The sequence below is a fragment of the Metapseudomonas resinovorans genome, assembly GCF_002003485.1.
GTDB lineage: Bacteria > Pseudomonadota > Gammaproteobacteria > Pseudomonadales > Pseudomonadaceae > Metapseudomonas > Metapseudomonas resinovorans_D.
Map to the genome: position 1 here is coordinate 29,468 of NZ_BDMA01000012.1, position 17,713 is coordinate 47,180.

15 protein-coding genes are annotated in these 17,713 nt (G+C 64.7%); 14 read left to right on the forward strand and 1 reads right to left on the reverse strand.

All coding sequences use genetic code 11. The features are described 5' to 3' along the window. Nucleotides 1-32 precede the first annotated feature (32 nt). On the reverse strand, nucleotides 33-1,127 hold the full coding sequence (locus tag MnOB_RS02895; RefSeq protein ID WP_077521830.1) for a polyamine ABC transporter substrate-binding protein: 1,095 nt from the start codon (nucleotides 1,125-1,127) through the stop codon (nucleotides 33-35). 201 nt (nucleotides 1,128-1,328) lie between these two features. Here MnOB_RS02895 and MnOB_RS02900 point away from each other — a divergent pair, with 201 nt between their 5' ends. The 14 genes from MnOB_RS02900 (at nucleotide 1,329) to flgD (ending at nucleotide 17,674) form a co-directional block, all read left to right on the forward strand. Then, nucleotides 1,329-1,979, forward strand: a complete 651-nt coding sequence (locus MnOB_RS02900; protein WP_077521832.1) for a TetR family transcriptional regulator C-terminal domain-containing protein — start codon at nucleotides 1,329-1,331, stop codon at nucleotides 1,977-1,979. Between the two features lie 83 nt (nucleotides 1,980-2,062). After that, entirely contained in the window at nucleotides 2,063-2,779 is a 717-nt protein-coding gene (locus MnOB_RS02905) for a response regulator (protein ID WP_077521834.1), read from the forward strand. 4 nt (nucleotides 2,780-2,783) lie between these two features. Then, entirely contained in the window at nucleotides 2,784-3,557 is a 774-nt protein-coding gene (locus MnOB_RS02910; RefSeq protein WP_077521836.1) for a substrate-binding periplasmic protein, read from the forward strand. Next, entirely contained in the window at nucleotides 3,554-5,800 is a 2,247-nt protein-coding gene (locus tag MnOB_RS02915) for an ATP-binding protein (RefSeq protein ID WP_077521838.1), read from the forward strand. The genes MnOB_RS02910 and MnOB_RS02915 overlap by 4 nt, the downstream gene beginning before the upstream one ends. A 179-nt stretch (nucleotides 5,801-5,979) precedes the next feature. Continuing rightward, a complete protein-coding gene (locus MnOB_RS02920) occupies nucleotides 5,980-7,377 on the forward strand; it encodes an amino acid permease (protein ID WP_077521840.1) in 1,398 nt (465 codons plus the stop codon). Between the two features lie 448 nt (nucleotides 7,378-7,825). After that, on the forward strand, nucleotides 7,826-8,608 hold the full coding sequence (locus tag MnOB_RS02925) for an enoyl-CoA hydratase/isomerase family protein (RefSeq protein WP_077521842.1): 783 nt from the start codon (nucleotides 7,826-7,828) through the stop codon (nucleotides 8,606-8,608). Between the two features lie 19 nt (nucleotides 8,609-8,627). After that, on the forward strand, nucleotides 8,628-9,788 hold the full coding sequence (locus tag MnOB_RS02930) for an acyl-CoA dehydrogenase family protein (RefSeq protein WP_077521844.1): 1,161 nt from the start codon (nucleotides 8,628-8,630) through the stop codon (nucleotides 9,786-9,788). Nucleotides 9,789-9,866: 78 nt separating this feature from the next. Further along, nucleotides 9,867-11,951 carry an acetate--CoA ligase family protein gene (locus MnOB_RS02935; protein WP_077521846.1) on the forward strand — a complete coding sequence of 695 codons (2,085 nt, stop codon included), beginning with the start codon at nucleotides 9,867-9,869 and terminating at the stop codon, nucleotides 11,949-11,951. A 102-nt stretch (nucleotides 11,952-12,053) separates the two neighbouring features. Further along, a complete protein-coding gene (locus MnOB_RS02940) occupies nucleotides 12,054-13,664 on the forward strand; it encodes a 5-guanidino-2-oxopentanoate decarboxylase (protein WP_077521848.1) in 1,611 nt (536 codons plus the stop codon). Between the two features lie 21 nt (nucleotides 13,665-13,685). Continuing rightward, nucleotides 13,686-14,876 (forward strand): pyridoxal phosphate-dependent aminotransferase, encoded by a 1,191-nt coding sequence (locus MnOB_RS02945; RefSeq protein ID WP_077521850.1) that lies wholly within the window; start codon nucleotides 13,686-13,688, stop codon nucleotides 14,874-14,876. Between the two features lie 86 nt (nucleotides 14,877-14,962). Next, entirely contained in the window at nucleotides 14,963-15,667 is a 705-nt protein-coding gene (locus MnOB_RS02950) for an NAD(P)H-dependent oxidoreductase (RefSeq protein WP_077521852.1), read from the forward strand. 438 nt (nucleotides 15,668-16,105) lie between these two features. Then, nucleotides 16,106-16,513, forward strand: a complete 408-nt coding sequence (gene flgB / locus MnOB_RS02955; protein ID WP_077521854.1) for a flagellar basal body rod protein FlgB — start codon at nucleotides 16,106-16,108, stop codon at nucleotides 16,511-16,513. 14 nt (nucleotides 16,514-16,527) lie between these two features. After that, nucleotides 16,528-16,974: a flagellar basal body rod protein FlgC gene (gene flgC / locus MnOB_RS02960; protein WP_077521856.1), complete on the forward strand. Its 447-nt coding sequence runs from the start codon at nucleotides 16,528-16,530 to the stop codon at nucleotides 16,972-16,974. Between the two features lie 19 nt (nucleotides 16,975-16,993). Continuing rightward, a complete protein-coding gene (flgD, locus tag MnOB_RS02965) occupies nucleotides 16,994-17,674 on the forward strand; it encodes a flagellar hook assembly protein FlgD (RefSeq protein ID WP_077521858.1) in 681 nt (226 codons plus the stop codon). Nucleotides 17,675-17,713: the final 39 nt, after the last annotated feature.

Genomic DNA, 17,713 nt, shown 5'->3' on the forward strand with positions numbered 1-17,713 from the left:
ACCTCGGGTCCATCTCTACTGGGCAGTTCAATTCATTTGCCGGTCTTGACCGCATTCCAGGTGCGGGTGATCAGGCGCATGGCCTTCTGCGGCTGGGTTTTCTGGGTGAAGAGCCGGGCGCGGGTCGCGTCGTCGGGGTAGATCGCCGGGTCGTTGCGCACCTCGGCCGCTACCAGCGGTGTGGCAGCCTTGTTGCTATTGGCGTAGCGGATGTAGTCGGTGACCTGGGCGATCACCTTCGGCTGCAGCATGTATTCGATGAACTTGTGCGCGTTCTCCACATGGGGCGCGTCCTTGGGGATGTAGAAGTCATCGAACCAGATCAGCGAGCCCTCCTTGGGAATGAAGTAGTCCAGCTTCACCTTGGCGCCGGCTTCCGTGGCACGAGTCTGGGCCGTGGCGTAATCGCCGGACCAGGTCATGGCGATGCACTGATCGCCGTTGGCCAGACCGTTGAGGTAGCTCATGGAGTCGAACTTGCGAATGTAGGGACGCACCTTCATCAGCAGGTCCTGGGCGGCCTTGAGGTCCTCGGGCTCCGCGCTATTCGGGTCACGACCCAGGTATGCCAGCGCCAGCGGGAGCACATCAGTGGGGGAGTCGATCAGGGTCACGCCGCAGTCGGCGAAGCGCGACACGATTTCGGGGTCGAAGACCATCGCCAGGGAGCCGATCGGGGCATCGGGCATGCGCGCCTTGATCATGTCGACGTTGTAGGTGATCCCGTTGCTGCCCCAGGTGTAGGGCGCCGAGTAGGTCACGCCCGGATCGAAGTGTTCCAGGCTGGCCAGGACCTGCGGGTCGAGGTTGCCCCAGCTGGGCAGGCGGCTCTTGTCCAGCGGCTGGAAAACACCCGCCTTGAGCAGTGGCGGCACCAGGGCGGCGTTGAGCACCACCAGGTCGTAGCCGGAGCGGCCGGGCAGCAACTTGCCTTGCACGGTCTCGTAGGAGTCGAAGGTGTCGTAGACGACCTTGATCCCGGTGGCCTTTTCGAACTCGGCGAGGGTGTGCTCGCCCATGTAGTCCGACCAGTTGTACAGGCGCAGGGTGTTGCTGTCGTCCGCCGGGCTCAGGGCCGGTAACAGGATGAGCGTCGTGCCGAGTGCTGCGACCAGGGTCTTGCGCATATCGGTTCACCTCTATTGTTGTTATCGAATCGCCTCGCTACCTACTGTGTGCCCCTTGGGCGATAGCGGCCATAACCCGAACGGGTAGGTGGGGGCGGCGCCCTCCTGTACAGTCGTTCAGAACCTGTCCATGATCTGCTGCGCATCGCGAGAGCATGAACAGGCTCTACTAATCGCCGGACCATCAAAGGAGTTTTCGGCATGACAACCCAGGATGTGCGCTACTCCCGCCTGGACCCCGAGTTGCGCAAGGCGCACCTGATCGAAGCGACCCTCATTTGCCTCAAACGCCATGGTTTCCAAGGCGCATCCATTCGCAAGATCTGCGCCGAGGCTGGCGTGTCGGTGGGGCTGATCAACCATCACTACGCAAGCAAGGATGAACTGGTCGCCGAGGCGTACCTGGCCGTCACCGGGCGGGTGATGAAGCTCCTGCGCGACGCCATCGACGATGCTCCGTCCAGCCCACGGCCGCGACTGTCGGCATTCTTCCAGGCGTCCTTCAGCGCAGAACTGCTGGACCCCCAACTGCTGGAAGCCTGGCTCGCCTTCTGGGGAGCGGTGAAGACCGCCCAGGCCATCAACCTGGCGCACGATCAGTCCTACGGCGAGTACCGGGCCATCCTGGCCAAGGTGCTCACCGAACTGGCGCTTGAGGAAGGCTGGCAGGGTTTCGACGCCGAGCTCGCCGCGATCAGCCTCAGCGCCTTGCTCGATGGGCTTTGGCTGGAATCCGGATTGAACCCGCAGACCTTCACGCCCGCACAAGGTGCGCAGATCTGCGAAGCCTGGGTAGACGGTCTCCAGGCTGGCGGCATGCAGCGTTTCCTGCGTCCCGTCGGCGCCTGTTGATCGATCGTTCAGCGGGCGATAACCTCCAGCCACTCCAACAATAAAAGCGCCCCGCCAAGCAGCGGCGGCGGAGGGCATTTGCAATGGCTCCCAGTGTGCTGATCGTCGACGACGATCCGCTGATCCGTGAACTGCTCCAGTCCTACCTCGCCCAGGAGGGCTACCAGGTGCGTTGCGCCAGCACCGCCGAACAGGCCGAAGCCTCGCTGGCGGAAAGCCCGGTCGATCTGGTGATGCTCGACATCCGCCTGCCCGGCAAGGATGGCCTGACCCTCACCCGCGAGCTGCGCGTGCGCTCCGAGGTCGGCATCATCCTCATCACCGGCCGCAACGACGAAGTCGATCGCATCGTTGGCCTTGAGTGCGGCGCCGACGACTATGTGGTCAAACCCCTGAATCCCCGTGAGCTCGTGTCCCGCGCCAAGAACCTGGTGCGCCGGGTACGTCATGCCCAGCAACCGGCCGCCGTCGCCCCTGCCGCTCAGCTCAAACGTTTCGCCGGCTGGATGCTGGACAATGACCGCCGCCGCCTGATCGACCAGGACGGCAGCGAAACCCTGCTCACCCATGGCGAATTCCAGTTGCTCAGCGTCTTCCTGCGCAATGCCGGGCACACCCTCAGCCGCGACCAGTTGATGGACCAGATCCGCAACCGCGAATGGCTGCCCAACGACCGTTCCATCGATGTGCTGGTAGGGCGGCTGCGGCGAAAGCTGCGCGATGATCCTGCCGAGCCTCAGCTGATCATCACCATCCACGGCGCGGGCTACCTGTTCACCGCCACGGCCAGCACCGCTTGAATCCATGGTACGTGTCGTTCTGCTGGCGCTGATCATCCTCTGCAGCACCGTCCAGGCCTCACCTGCGGTGCGCTACTGCGATTACCCGGTCTATCCGCCGATTTCCTGGAGTGACGGCAAGCAGGTACGCGGCCTGGCGCCGACCGTGGTCAAGGCAGTGTTCGCCAGGCTCGGCCTGGACGTGGAAGTGGTGGTGCTTGGCAACTGGAAACGCTGCCTGATGGATGCCGCGCAAGGGCGGGTAGACGTGGTGCTGGCCTATCGCACGCCCGAACGCGAGGCCACGCTGGCTTTCGCCGAAGTGCCGGTGCTGCGCGAGGAGGTGGCGGTGTTCTACAACCGCCAGCACCCGCTCCAGGTGGACAGGCTGGAGGACCTCAAGGGTTATCGCGGCGGCCTGTTGTTCGGTGAAAGCTACGGCGACGCCTTCGACCAGATCGTCGCCCGCGCCGGCAATATCGAGTGGGTTTCCGACAGCAGCCAGAACTTCGGCAAGCTGATCCGCGGGCGCATCGATTTCATCCCCTACGAGCGGCGCACTGGCCTGCTGTACATCGAACACCTGCCCGGCGGTGACGACCTCCGTGCGCTGCCCCTGACCCTGGCCGTCGACCACCTGCGCCTGGCGGTGTCCCGGCATTCGCCCCTCGCCGCGCGCATGGCGGAGATCGACGCCGAGTTGCAGCGCCTGGCGGACGGCGGCGAGATCGAGCGCTGGCTGGCCGAGAGCGAAGCCGCCTACCGCGACATGATCGTCCAGCCGGAGTCCAGGCCATGACCGCATCGAAACCTGCCAGCGGCCTGCTGCGCCGGCTGTTGCTGTTCATCCTGCTGTTCAGCCTGTGCTTCACCCTCGTCGCCAGCGCGGTGCAGCTGCACCTGGAATACCGCCGCGAAATGCGCGACATCGAAGCGCGCCTGGAGCTGATCCGTGTCGGCTACCTGGCTAGCTTCGAGCGCAGCCTCTGGGACCTCAACCAGGAGCAGCTGAAGATGCAGCTCCGCGGCCTGGCGGACTTCCCCGACATCTCCCGGGTGCGCCTGACCAGTGCCGATTTCGACCTGCAGGAAGGTGTCAGTGAGCCCGCCGGCCCGCAGCGTCGCGCGAGCTTTCCACTGTCCTACCAGCCGCCCAGCGGTGAGCGGCGCCAACTCGGCGAACTGGAAGTCGTAGTCGACCTCGGTGCTGTCTACCAGCGCCTCTATGCCACCGGTCTTACCAGCCTTCTGTGGATGGGGATCTTCCTCTGCGGCCTCGCCGTGGCGCTTTCCTGGTTGTTCCACCGCTTGGTCACCCGTCACCTGCAGGTGATGGCCGACTTCGCCCGCCGAGTCGGCGCCGGCGACTGGTACGAGGCGTTGCGCCTCGATCGGCGGCCCGGCCGTGGCGCCGATGAAATCGACACGGTCGCGCAGGCCCTGGATGACATGCGCCAGGCGATCCTCGACGACATCCAGCGCCGCGAGGAAGACCGCGCTGCCCTGCAAGGCATGGTGGAGCGACGCACCGCCAGCCTGCAGCGGGCCAAGGAAGACGCCGAATCCGCCAACCTGGCCAAGTCGCGTTTCCTCGCCACCATGAGCCATGAAATCCGCACGCCGCTCAACGGCATCCTCGGCATGGCTGAACTGTTGCGGGGTGCTTCGCTGGACGAGCGCGACGGCAAGCGCCTGGAAGCCCTGCACAAGGCCGCTGAAGGCTTGCTGGCGATCCTTAACGAGGTGCTCTATTTCGCCCGTCTGGAAGAAGGGGAGGGTCGGCCGGAACTGGTCGACTTCTCCCTGCCGGCGCTGGTGGATCAGGTACTGACCCTGCTGGAACCGCGGGCCAGTGCCAACGGCACCATCCTGCGTACGCGTATCGACTCGCGGGTACAGGGCCGCTGCCACGGTGCCGAGCAATTCCTGCGTCAGGTGCTGAGCAACCTGCTGGCCAACGCGGTGAAGTTCACCGAAGAAGGGGAGATTCTCGTCGAGGTGCAATTGCTGGAGGCTCGGGAGGCGGGGCAGCGCCTGCGCATCAGCGTCACCGACGATGGGATCGGCATCGCCCCGGAACTGCAGGCGAAGATCTTCGAACGCTTCACCCAGGCCAGCGAAGCCGTGGCTCAACGCTACGGTGGAACCGGCCTGGGACTGGCCATCAGCAAGCGTCTGGTGGAGTTGATGGGCGGGCGGATCGGCGTCGAGAGCGTGGAAGGCGAGGGCAGTTGCTTCTGGTTCGAACTCGAACTGGGGGCTGCGCGAAACGAGCCTTCCGTCCCGAATGTCGTTCCTCTGGAAGAGCCGCTGGATGTGCTGGTGGTGGAGGACGTAGCACTCAACCGCGAGGTGGTGTCCGGGTTACTGGAGCGCGACGGCCATCGGGTCACCCTGGCCGAAGACGCCGAACCGGCACTGCAGCTGTGCCGGCAGCGGCGCTTCGACCTGATCCTGCTCGACCTGCACCTTCCCGGCATGTCCGGCACCGACCTGTGCCGGCTGATCCGTGCCGACGAGCAAGGCGCCAACCGCAGTAGCCGCATCCTTGCCTTCACCGCCAGCCTGCAGCCGGCACTGGTGCGCAGTTGCCTGGACGCTGGCATGCAAGGCGCGCTGGCCAAACCGCTGAAGCTCGATGACCTGCGCCGGGCACTGGCCGGGCAGGGGGCGACGCAGGAAGGCGATGGCGCGGCCGAATTGTTGGACCGGCAACTGCTGGATACCCATCGTGGCTTGCTCGGCGAGCAGAAGGTCCAGGGGCTGCTGGTCATGTTGCGGCGCATGCTCGATGAACATCGCGCGGGCCTGCTGGAAGCCCTGGCCGCCCAGGACTGCGCCGAAGTCGGGCACCTTTCCCACCGGCTCGCGGGCAGCAGCGAATCCCTTGGCCTGCGGGCCCTGGCCGCGTGTTTGAGGGAGCTGGAAAGCGTGGCGCTGGCCGGGGATGCCAACGCTTTGCAGGCGCTGAAGCCGCGCCTCGAAGAGCTGCTGGTGCGTTCGACGGCGGTGCTGGACGCGCAGCTGCAAGGCGCTTCGTAAGAATCGAACAAATTCCTTACGACTTTTTACAACTTCGATCCCCACGTACAACGGGGTCTTACAAGTCCTTCCAATAATCGGTCCGAACCGCGTCCAACGCGGTCCTCGTGGCCTATTGGAGACAAGAATAATGACCCGCAAAGCCCACCTGTCCCGTCACCTCCATCTGGAGGTGCGTCATGTCTGAAGAGCGCATCCAGCTCACCCGCGCGCTGAAAAGCCGCCACATCTTCATGCTGTCCCTGGGTGGCGTGATCGGCACCGGCCTGTTCATGGGCTCGGGCGTCACCATCAACCAGGGTGGCCCGGCCGGCGCCGTGCTGGCCTATCTGGTGGCCGGCGTGCTGATGTACCTGGTGATGGTCTGCCTGGGCGAACTCTCGGTGCAGATGCCGGTATCCGGCTCCTTCCAGGCTCATGCCACCCGTTACATCGGTCCCGGTACCGGCTTCATGATCGGCTGGGTCTACTGGATGAGCTGGGCCACCACCGTCGGCCTGGAATTCACCGCCGCCGGCATGCTCATGACGCGCTGGTTCCCCGAGGTGCCCATCTGGTACTGGTCGGCGCTGTTCGTGGTGGTGCTGTTCTCCCTCAACGCCCTGGCTACTCGCGCCTTCGGCGAGGCGGAGTACTGGTTCTCCGGAATCAAGGTGGCGGCCATCCTCGGCTTCATCATCGTTGGCCTCCTGGCAATCTTCGGCGGCCTGCCGCTGGCGAGCGGCGAACCGGCCCCGATGTTCTCCAACCTGGTCGGCGACAGCCTGTTCCCCAACGGCCTTTCCGCGGTGTTCGCCGTGATGATGGCGGTGGTCTATGCCTTCCAGGGTTGCGAAATCATGGGCGTGGCCGCCGGTGAGACGGATCAGCCGGAAAAGAGCATCCCGCGCGCGGTGCGCAACGTGGTGTTTCGCGTACTGATCTTCTACGTGCTGGCCATCGTCGTGCTTTCGGCCATCGTGCCGTGGCAGGAAGCAGGCCTGATGGAAAGCCCCTTCGTTCAGGTGTTCGACATGGTCGGCATTCCCTTTGCCGCCGACCTGATGAACTTCGTCATCCTCACCGCCATCCTCTCGGTGGGCAACTCGGGTCTCTACGCTTCCACCCGCATTCTCTGGGCCATGTCCAAGACCGGGATGGCACCGCGCAGCCTGACAACACTCAGCAAGCGCGGTGTACCGCTGCGTGCCCTGAGCATCACCTTGTGCTTCGCGCTGCTGTCGCTGCTGACCAGCGTGGTGGCTGCCGACACGCTGTTCATGGTGCTGATGGCCATCAGCGGCATGGCTGGCACCGTGACCTGGATCGTCATCGCCCTGGCCCAGTACCGCTTCCGTCGCGAGCACTACAAGGCGGGCGGTACCGTCCAGGACCTCAAGTACGCGGCGCCGCTGTATCCCATCCTGCCGCTGGCCTGCATCCTGCTGTGCAGCTCGCTGTTCGTCTTCCTGGCACTGGACCCGACGCAGCGCCCGTCGCTCTACTGGGGCTTCGGCTTCGTCGGTGTCTGCTACGCCGTCTACTTCTTCCTGCAGTTCAAGCGTCAACGCCAGGCGATGGTCGCACCTGCGGTGTAACACCAGCGCGAACGTCCGGGGTCAGGCCTGCGGCCTGATTGGCGAATGAATTCGCCCCTACAGAAAGCGTGCAAGTCTTCAACTCCACACTGACTGCCCCCTCTCCCTTTGGGGCGAAGAGGCACGCCTTCGGAAGCACTGCTTTCGGTGCCGATGAGCGCCAGATCGCGAAGCGATCTGGCCGGGGCGCAGAGCGGGGTTGGGGTGAGGGCGGCCAATCCTCCGCTCGAGATTCTTGCCCGGCTTGCGTCGGTTCCGAGTTGTTCAAAGATGTAACAAGCGGCGTTTCAACTCCGCTTTCATTCGAATAAATTGCATTAAAAACAAACACTTAAGTATGTGTCGCGGCGTTACATACCCCATTTGGGCAGGATTGCCGCCTTCCTGAACACTCGTTTAGGATCATTCCGAATTCCTCATCACCAATCACAACAAGACGAGGGTTGCGATGACCACCTTGCTCAGCCAGGTCGAAGCCGGTGTCGCCCGGATCACCCTGAACCGCCCCCAACAGCGCAATGCGCTGGATATTCCCACCCTGAACGCCCTGCTCGAACTACTAGCGGCCCATGAGGCCGATTCGGCCGTGCGTGTTGTGCTGCTGACCGGCGAAGGTCGCAGTTTCTGTGCCGGTGCGGACCTCGCCGAATGGGCCGAAGCCGAAGCCCGGGGCGAACTGGAAACCTATGGCTGGACCGAAGCCGCCCACGCCCTGATGTCGCGGCTGCATGGCTTGGCCAAACCCACCATCGCCGTCATCAATGGCACTGCTGTCGGTGCGGGAATGGACCTGGCGCTGTGCTGCGATTTCCGCATTGCCGGCGCCTCGGCGCGCTTCAAGGCCGGTTACACCGGCATGGCCTACTCGCCGGACGCGGGGGCCAGTTGGCATCTGCCACGCCTGATCGGTGGCGAGCAGGCCAAGCGTTTGCTGTTCCTCGACGAACTCTGGAATGCCGAACGGGCCCTCTCCGCAGGACTGGTGGGTGAAGTCTGCGCTGACGAGCAACTGCAGGCCGCCGCAGGTGAGTTGGCTGCGCGCCTGGCTGTTGGTCCCACCTTCGCCTTTGCCCAGGCCAAGGCGCTGATTCGCGATGGCGCCAGCCGCAGCCTCGCCCAGCAACTGGAAGCCGAACAGGCCGCCGGGTTGCTCTGTGGCCGCAGCGAAGACGCCGCCGAAGCGCTGCGCGCCGTGGCCGAGAAACGTTCCCCTCAATTCAAAGGCCGCTAAGCGCGGGCAGGTGACTCCCATGGATTTCAAACTGACCCAGGAACAGGAAATGCTCGTCGAGGCGGTAAAGAGCTTCGTCGAGAAGGAACTGCTGCCCTATGAAGAGGAAGTGGACCGCGCCGACGCCGTGTCCCCGGAGCTGGCCGCGCAAATTCGCGGCAAGGCGCTGGCTGCTGGTTTCTATGCCTTCAACATGCCGGAAGAAGTCGGTGGCGGCGGGCTCGACTACCTGTCCCAGGCGCTGGTCGAGCGCGAGCTGTCCAAGGTGTCCTGGGCGCTGCACGTGTTCGTTGCGCGTCCCTCGAAAATCCTCATGGCCTGCAAGGGTGAGCAGATCGAGCGGTACCTGCTGCCCAGCATCCAGGGCGAGAAGATCGATTGTTTCGCCCTGACCGAACCGGGCGCCGGCTCCGACGCCAACTCCATCAAGACCCGCGCGGTGCGCGATGGCGATGATTTCGTCCTGAACGGTGCCAAGCACTTCATCAGCCATGCCGGCCACGCCGACTTCGCCATCGTCTTCGCCGTCACCGACACCTACGAACACAACGGCAAGAAGCGCAATGCCGTCACCGCTTTCCTGGTGGACAAAGGCACCGCCGGCATGACCGTGCGCCGTGGCCCCCGCTGTGTCAGCAACAAGGGCTACCACACCTACGAAATCTTCTTCGATGACTGCCGCGTGCCTGCCTCCAAGGTCCTTGGGGAGGTGGACAAGGGCTGGGAAGTGGCCAACGCCTGGCTCACCGCCGGCCGCGTGATGGTCGCGGCCAACTGCGTCGGACAGGCGCAGCGCGCACTCGATCTGTCGCTGCAATGGGCCGCCGACCGCAAGCAGTTCGGCCAACCCATCGGCACCTACCAGGGCATCTCTTTCAAGCTCGCTGACATGGCCACGCAGATTCGCGCGGCCGAGCTGATGACCCTGCACACCGCCTGGAAGATGGACCAGGGCAGCATGACCGACGGCGAAGCCGGCATGGCCAAGCTCTTCGCCAGCGAAGTGCTGGGCAAGGTGGCCGATGAGACGGTGCAGATCTTCGGCGGCATGGGGTTGATGGACGAAGGCCCGGTGGAGCGCATTTGGCGCAACGCGCGGATCGAGCGCATCTGGGAAGGCACTTCGGAAATCCAGCGTCACATCATTTCCCGCGAACTGCTGCGGCCGCTGCTGCGCTGACGCTTTCGTTCCCCTCTCCCTCGGGGAGAGGGGCTAGGGGTGAGGGAAATCCCGGCAAATCCTATTCCGAGATCCAACATGAATCGAGATAACCTCAAGCGCCTGCTGGCGCCCAAGCACCTCGCCTTCATCGGTGGTCGCAGCATGGCCCGTGCGCTCAAGCGCTGCGCCGAAGGCGGCTTCGCCGGCCAGATGTGGCTGGTCAATCCACAGCACGCTGAACTGGAAGGCGTGCCCTGTGTGGCCAGCGTCGCCGACCTGCCGTGTGGGCCGGACGCGGTGTTCATTGCCACCAACCGTGAACAGACGCTGGACAGCGTCGCTGCCCTGGCCGCCAAGGGCGCTGGCGGCGCCATTTGCTACGCCTCCGGCTTCGCTGAAACCGGCGCCGAGGGCCAGACCCTGCAGGCGCAGTTGCTGGCGGCGGCTGGTGACATGGCGCTGCTCGGACCCAACTGCTACGGCCTGCTGGACTACCTCCACGGCGCCGCCCTCTGGCCGGTGGCCCACGGCGGCCAGCTGGTGGAGAGGGGCGTGGCGGTGCTGACCCAGAGCGGCAACTTCGCCTACAACCTGTCCATGAGCGACCGCTCCCTGCCGGTGGCCTACATGGCCTCGGTAGGCAACCAGGCTCAACTGGGCGTGGCCGAGCTGATGGATGTGCTGCTGGACGAACCCCGTGTCACCGCCATCGGCCTGCACCTTGAAGGATTGAAAAACGTACCGGGCTTCGCCCGTGCGGCGCACAAGGCGTTGGAGAAGGGCATCCCGATCATCGCCCTGAAGACCGGCGTATCGCAGATCGGCGCAGAACTCGCCCTCAGCCATACCAGCTCCCTGGCCGGCTCCGATGCCCTGTACGACAGCCTCTTCGAGCGCCTTGGGGTGATCCGTGTCAGCGGCCCGGTGAGCTTCATGGAGACCCTCAAGGCCGCTGCCTGCGGCAAATTGCCAACCGGCCCCGGCCTGATCGCCCTGGCCTGCTCCGGCGGCGATGCGGGTCTGATCGCCGACTACGCCGAAGCCAACCGCCTGCAACTGCCGAAGCTCGACGACGGCCAACGCCACGAGCTGGCGCAGGTCCTGCCGGGCTACGCCAATATCGCCAACCCGCTGGATTTCACCACCGCCATCTGGGGTGATTCTGACGCCCTCGCGCGCATGCTCGATAGCGCCATGGGCAGCCCCGCCGACGCCGCGCTGCTGGTGCTCGACTACCCAGGTGAAGCCACCGGTGAGCGCCCGCAGTGCGACCTGCTGCTGGAGCTTTACTGCGACGCACTGGCACGCCACGGCAAGACTGGTTTCATCGCTTCGGCCTTGCCCGAACTGCTCCCGCCCCATGCCCGTGAATACCTGCATGCCCGTGGCGTAGCCGCCCTGCAAGGGGTGGAAGATGGTCTGGCAGCCTGGGGCCGCATCGCCAGTTACCGGCAGCGCCGCGAACAATTGCTGGCCCGCGGCGAATCGGCCCTGGTGCCCCTGAGCCCAGCTCCGGTGCAAGAGGGAGAACTGCTCGACGAGTGGCAATCCAAACAGGCCCTGCGCACCTTTGGTCTGCCGGTTCCGCAAGCACTGCTCAGTACGCCGGAGCGTGCCGTGGAGGATGCCGGCCAGCTTGGCTACCCGCTGGTGCTCAAGGCCGTCAGCGCCCAGTTGCCACACAAGACCGAGGCCGGCGCTGTGGCCCTCAACCTGCGTGATGCCGAAGCGCTGCAACGGGCCCTGGGCGAAATGCGGCAACGCATTGCCGCCTATGCGCCCGGCGTGGCGTTCGACCAGGTACTGCTCGAACGCATGGCCACACCGCCACTTGCGGAGCTGATCGTGGGAGTAAAGCGTGAGGAAGGTTTTGGTCTGGCCCTGGTGATTGGCGCCGGCGGCATTCTCGTCGAGCTGCTCAAGGACAGCCGCAGCCTGCTGCTGCCCACCAACGATGCGGCGATTCGCGACGCCCTGCTAAGCCTGCGCAGCGCGCCGCTGCTCACCGGTTTCCGCGGCCGACCGACGGCCGACCTGGACGCGCTGGTGGTAGCCATTCGCGCTGTGGCGGATTACGCCTGCGAGAACGCCGGACGCTTGTTGGAGCTGGACGTGAACCCACTGCTGGTCGGTGCCGACGGTGCCGTGGCGGTGGATGCGCTGATTCGGTTGGGTAAATGACGCTCTTGTAGGAGCCAGCTTGCTGGCGAAAGTCCGGCACACGACCGTTCGCGAGCAGAGCTCGCTCCTACAGGTCTTGGCATCGATTCGAGGAGACACCTCATGCAACACCAGAACACTCTCACCGGCGGCCAGGCCCTGGTTCGCCTTCTGGCCAATTACGGCGTGGACACCGTGTTCGGCATTCCCGGCGTGCACACCCTGGAGTTGTATCGCGGCCTCCCCGGCAGCGGAATCCGGCATGTGCTGACCCGCCACGAGCAGGGCGCCGGCTTCATGGCTGATGGCTATGCACGGGTCAGCGGCAAGCCCGGCGTCTGTTTCATCATCACCGGCCCGGGCGTGACCAACGCGGCTACCCCCATCGGCCAGGCCTACGCCGATTCGATCCCGATGCTGGTCATCTCCAGCGTCAACCACACGGCGAGCCTCGGCAAAGGCTGGGGCTGCCTGCACGAAACTCAGGACCAGCGCGCCATTACCGCCCCCATCACCGCGTTCTCCGCCGTGGCCCTGACCCCGGAAGATCTGCCTGAGCTGGTGGCGCGCGCCTATGCCGTGTTCGATGGCGAGCGTCCGCGTCCGGTGCATATCTCGGTTCCGCTCGATGTGCTGGCCGCCCCGGTCGCGCGGGACTGGACCGCCGAGGTGGTACGCCGCCCAAGCCGTGGCCTGCCGGATGTCGGGTCACTGGATGCAGCCGCCAAACGTCTGGCCACGGCCAAGCGGCCGATGATCCTCGCGGGCGGTGGCGCCTTGGGGGCTGCGGATGTCCTGCAGGCACTCAGTGAGCGGCTGGCTGCTCCCGTGTTCACCAGCGTGGCCGGCAAGGGGCTGTTGCCGCCGGACGCTCCGCTCAACGCCGGAGCCAGTCTCTGCGTGGCGCCGGGTTGGGAGATGATCGCCGAGGCCGACCTGGTGCTGGCCGTGGGTACCGAAATGGCTGATACGGACTTCTGGCGTGAACGACTGCCGCTGACCGGCGAGCTGATCCGAATCGATGTCGACCCGCGCAAGTTCAACGATTTCTACCCCTGCTCTGTGGCGCTCAAGGGCGATGCCCGCCAGACCCTTGAGGTGCTGCTGCAGCACCTGCCGGAAACGAGCAGGGCAGGGGAGGCATCCGCCGCCCGTGTCGCCCGGCTGCGTGGGGACATCCGCAACGGCCATGCGCCGCTGCAGACCATTCACCAAGCGATTCTCGACCGCATTGCCGCCACGCTGCCGGCCGATGCGTTCATCAGCACCGACATGACCCAGCTGGCCTACACCGGCAACTACGCCTTCGCCAGCCGGGCGCCACGCAGCTGGCTGCACCCGACGGGCTACGGCACCCTCGGCTATGGCCTGCCGGCCGGCATCGGCGCCAAGTTCGGCGCACCGTCGCGGCCCGGCCTGGTGCTGGTTGGGGATGGCGGTTTCCTCTACACCGCGCAGGAGCTGGCGACCGCCACGGAGGAGCTCGACAGCCCGCTGGTGGTGCTGCTGTGGAACAACGACGCCCTGGGCCAGATCCGTGACGACATGCTGGCCCTGGATATCGAGCCGGTGGGCGTGCTGCCGCGCAACCCGGATTTTGCCGGCCTGGCCCGAGCCTTCGGCTGCACGGTGAAGCAGCCCCGCAGCCTCGACGAACTGGAAGGCGACCTGCGCGCAGGCTTCAACCACCCCGGCGTCACCCTGATCGAACTGAAACACGCCTGCGCTCATTGAGCGCAGGCCGAGGAGATAACCATGCGCTTTTCCGACCTCACCCAACGTATCGCCGGCGACGGCGCGGCAGCCTGGAACATTCACTACCGTGCGTTGGACCGCCAGGCCCGCGGTGACGACATTCTCCTGCTGTCAGTGGGCGATCCCGACTTCGACACGCCGCAGCCCATCGTGCAGGCCGCCATCGACAGCCTGCTCAACGGCAACACGCACTACTCCGACGTGCGCGGCAAGGCCACCCTGCGCCAGCGCATCGCCGCCTGGCACAACCGACGCAGTGGGCAGAACGTCGGCACGGACGAAGTGGTGGTATTGGCCGGGGCGCAGTGCGCGTTGTTCTGCGTTGTGCAGTGCCTGCTCAATCCGGGTGACGAGGTCATCGTCGCCGAGCCCATGTACGTCACCTACGAAGCCGTGTTCGGCGCGTGCGGCGCGAAAGTGATCCCGGTGCCGGTACGTTCGGAGAACGGTTTCCGCATCCAGGCGGAGGACGTGGCTGCCGCGATCACTCCGCGCACCCGTGCCCTGGCCTTGAACAGCCCGCACAACCCATCCGGTGCCAGCCTGCCGCGCCGCACCTGGGAAGCGCTGGCTGAGCTCTGCATTGCCCACGATCTCTGGATGATCTCCGACGAGGTCTACAGCGAACTGCTTTTCGAGGGCGAGCACATCAGTCCGGCGAGCCTGCCGGGGATGGCAGAGCGCACCGCCACCATCAACAGCCTGTCCAAGTCCCACGCCATGACCGGTTGGCGGGTGGGTTGGGTCGTAGGCTCGAAGGAGCTGTCCGGGCACCTGGAAAACCTCGCCCTGTGCATGCTCTACGGCTCGCCTGACTTCGTACAGGACGCCGCCTGCGTCGCACTGGATGCTCGCCTGCCCGAGCTGGAAGCCATGCGCGAGGCCTATCGGCAGCGGCGCGACCTGGTCTGCGCGAGCCTGGAAGGCTGCCCCGGCTTGCGTGCGCTGAAACCGGACGGCGGCATGTTCGTGATGGTGGATATCCGTCCGACGGGCCTGTCCGCCCAGGACTTCGCCGACCGGCTGCTGGACAACCATGGCGTGTCGGTACTGGCGGGTGAAGCGTTCGGCCCCAGCGCGGCCGGCCATATCCGTCTGGGGCTGGTGCTGGGCAGTGAGCCGCTGCAAGAGGCCTGTCGGCGCATCGCCCGTTGTGCAGCTGAACTGATTGATCAACCAGAAATTGCGTGAATGAAGGTTTGCGTTAGGCGGCGAATCCCTGACTATCGGGCCTCGCCGCCATCTGCGACCTACGGACCGTGCCATAAGGAACACCCATGAAGATTCTGATCGTCCATGCCCATCCTGAGTCGCAGTCGTTCTGCAGCGCCTTGCGCGATCTCGCAGTGGAAACCCTGCAAGGGCAGGGGCATGAAGTCCGCCAGTCCGACCTCCACGCATTGGAGTGGAACCCGGTCGCCAGCGCCGCTGATTTCAGCGAGCGGCAGAACCCGGATTACCTGGTCTACGCCCTGGAGCAGCGCGAAGGCGTGAAGGGCGGCAAGATTGCACCGGACATCCAGCGCGAACTCGACAAGTTGCTCTGGGCCGACCTGCTGATCCTCAACTTCCCGCTCTACTGGTTCTCGGTGCCGGCCATTCTCAAGGGCTGGATCGACCGGGTACTGGTATCCGGCGTCTGCTACGGCGGCAAGCGCTTCTACGACCAGGGCGGCCTGGCCGGCAAGAAGGCGCTGGTCACCCTGACCCTGGGCGGCCGCGAGCACATGTTCGGTGAAGGCGCCATTCATGGCCCGCTGGAAGACATGCTGCGGCCGCTGCTGCGTGGCACTTTGGCCTATGTCGGCCTGGACGTGCTGCCGCCCTTCGTGGCGTGGCACGTGCCCTACATCAGCAACGACGCTCGCCAGGATTTCCTGCGTGCCTATCAGGATCGATTGCAGGGGCTGGCTCAGGACGTACCGCTAGCGTTTCCACGGCTGGACCAGTTCGACGACAGGTTGTATCCACTGGCTCGATGAGTGCACCAAGGCCGCCCAAGGGCGGCCTTCTTGTTTTCCGGTGAGAGCCGATGCATTTGAACTTGGGAAACCACCTCCTGTGAATCACCGGGCTAGCAGGATGAAGCCGATCCCGTAGGGTGCGCCGTGCGCACCGGCGGTTGGACGTGGTGCCGAAGCCGATCCCGGAATCGGTGCGCGCAGCGCACCCTACGGGCCTAACTCGGCGGAAGGGGAAGGCCTCGTGCACGAGGGGTACCTCAATTCGTACCCCCCCGCCAAAGCGGCAACCAGCGGCAACCAGCCCTTGCCGCTTTGCCGCCCGGCCAGCGGCCATTGCCGCTTTTTGCCGCCCTTAATTTCTCCAAGCTACTGAAACTAAAGGGAAAATAGTTTTGGCACGGCCTTTGCTGAATGTCAGGCAAGCAAACCAGATTGCCACTGGCAAAGGTTCCGGACATGAGCATCAGCTTCGAAAAGGCCCTCGGCATCCATCAGCAAGCCCTCAGCTTCCGCGCTCAGCGTGGCGAGGTGCTGGCCAACAACATCGCCAACGCCGATACCCCGAACTACAAGGCTCGTGACCTGGACTTCGCCAGCGTGCTGGCTCAGCAGTCGGAGAAAGCCGCCCACGGCAGCTTCCAGGCCGCCCGTACCAATGAGCGCCACATGGTCGCCGAAGGTTTCGACATGGCTGATGCCTCGCTGAAGTACCGCATTCCGTTCCAGGCGGCGGTCGACCAGAACACCGTCGACGCCCAGCTCGAACAGTCGAACTACACCGAGAACGCCATGCAGTTCCAGGCCAGCTTCACCTTCCTCAACAGCAAGTTCAAAGGGCTGATCAACGCCCTGCGCGGCGAATAACGGAGAGCCAAGCCATGTCACTGTCCAGCATCTTCAATATCGCCGGCACCGGCATGAGTGCCCAGAACACTCGGCTCAACACCATCTCCAGCAACATCGCCAACGCCGAAACCGTTTCCTCCAGCCTCGACCAGACCTACCGCGCCCGCCACCCGGTGTTCGCCACCATGTTCCAGGACAGCCTGGGCAATGGCGACCGCGGCTCGCTGTTCGCCGACCAGGATCAGTCCGGCGCCGGCGTCCAGGTACTCGGCGTGATCGAGGACCAGAGCACCCTGACCCCGCGCTACGAGCCGAACCACCCGGCGGCCAACGCGGATGGCTACGTGTACTACCCCAATGTGAACGTGGTCGAAGAGATGGCCGACATGATTTCCGCCAGCCGGTCCTTCCAGACCAACGTGGAAATGATGAACACCGCCAAACAGATGATGCAGAAAGTGCTGACCCTGGGTCAGTGATAGCGCGCGAGGGAACAGCATGAGTGTCAGCAACGTAGCGTCCACCGATGGCCAGTCGTTTCTCGACCAGTACGCCATCAAGAACGAAGCCAAGAGCAAGGACCTCGGCAAGAACGAGTTCCTGGAACTGCTGGTCGCCCAGTTGAACAACCAGGACCCGCTGTCTCCCCAGGAGAACGGCGAGTTCATCGCCCAGCTGGCACAGTTCAGCCAGGTGGAAGGCATTGAGAAGCTCAACTCCAGCATGGGTTCGCTGCTGTCCGGCTACCAATCTTCCCAGGCACTGCAAGCCTCGTCCTTGGTGGGCCGCAAGGTGATCGTGCCGAGCGAGAAGGCGGTGGTGGACACCAGTGAAACCTTCAAGGCCAGCGCCAACCTGCCCATTTCCAGCAGCAACGTCTGGGTCAACGTCTACGACAGCGCCGGCACCCTGGTGAACCGCGTCAACCTTGGCGAGCAGCCTGCGGGCAGCGTGAGCTTCATGTGGGACGGCAAGGACTCCAGCGGCAAGGTCATGCCGCCCGGCACCTACAAGTTCGAAGCTCAGGCCCAGTACGGCGGTGAGACCAAGGCCCTCTACACCATGCTGCCGGCCAACGTTGACAGCGTCACCCTCGGCCAGAACGGCGGCGAACTGATGCTCAACCTCGCGGGCATCGGCAGCGTCGGTCTCTCCAAGGTCCAGGTCATCGGTCAGTAACTTCCCGGTTCAGAGCGCCGGGAAGCACCGGCAAAGGAG

Coding starts and splice junctions, on each gene's coding strand:
- MnOB_RS02895 (WP_077521830.1), bottom strand. CDS start 1,127: ATGCGCAAGACCCTGGTCGCAGCACTCGGCACGACGCTCATCCTGTTA.
- MnOB_RS02900 (WP_077521832.1), top strand. CDS start 1,329: ATGACAACCCAGGATGTGCGCTACTCCCGCCTGGACCCCGAGTTGCGC.
- MnOB_RS02905 (WP_077521834.1), top strand. CDS start 2,063: ATGGCTCCCAGTGTGCTGATCGTCGACGACGATCCGCTGATCCGTGAA.
- MnOB_RS02910 (WP_077521836.1), top strand. CDS start 2,784: ATGGTACGTGTCGTTCTGCTGGCGCTGATCATCCTCTGCAGCACCGTC.
- MnOB_RS02915 (WP_077521838.1), top strand. CDS start 3,554: ATGACCGCATCGAAACCTGCCAGCGGCCTGCTGCGCCGGCTGTTGCTG.
- MnOB_RS02920 (WP_077521840.1), top strand. CDS start 5,980: ATGTCTGAAGAGCGCATCCAGCTCACCCGCGCGCTGAAAAGCCGCCAC.
- MnOB_RS02925 (WP_077521842.1), top strand. CDS start 7,826: ATGACCACCTTGCTCAGCCAGGTCGAAGCCGGTGTCGCCCGGATCACC.
- MnOB_RS02930 (WP_077521844.1), top strand. CDS start 8,628: ATGGATTTCAAACTGACCCAGGAACAGGAAATGCTCGTCGAGGCGGTA.
- MnOB_RS02935 (WP_077521846.1), top strand. CDS start 9,867: ATGAATCGAGATAACCTCAAGCGCCTGCTGGCGCCCAAGCACCTCGCC.
- MnOB_RS02940 (WP_077521848.1), top strand. CDS start 12,054: ATGCAACACCAGAACACTCTCACCGGCGGCCAGGCCCTGGTTCGCCTT.
- MnOB_RS02945 (WP_077521850.1), top strand. CDS start 13,686: ATGCGCTTTTCCGACCTCACCCAACGTATCGCCGGCGACGGCGCGGCA.
- MnOB_RS02950 (WP_077521852.1), top strand. CDS start 14,963: ATGAAGATTCTGATCGTCCATGCCCATCCTGAGTCGCAGTCGTTCTGC.
- flgB (WP_077521854.1), top strand. CDS start 16,106: ATGAGCATCAGCTTCGAAAAGGCCCTCGGCATCCATCAGCAAGCCCTC.
- flgC (WP_077521856.1), top strand. CDS start 16,528: ATGTCACTGTCCAGCATCTTCAATATCGCCGGCACCGGCATGAGTGCC.
- flgD (WP_077521858.1), top strand. CDS start 16,994: ATGAGTGTCAGCAACGTAGCGTCCACCGATGGCCAGTCGTTTCTCGAC.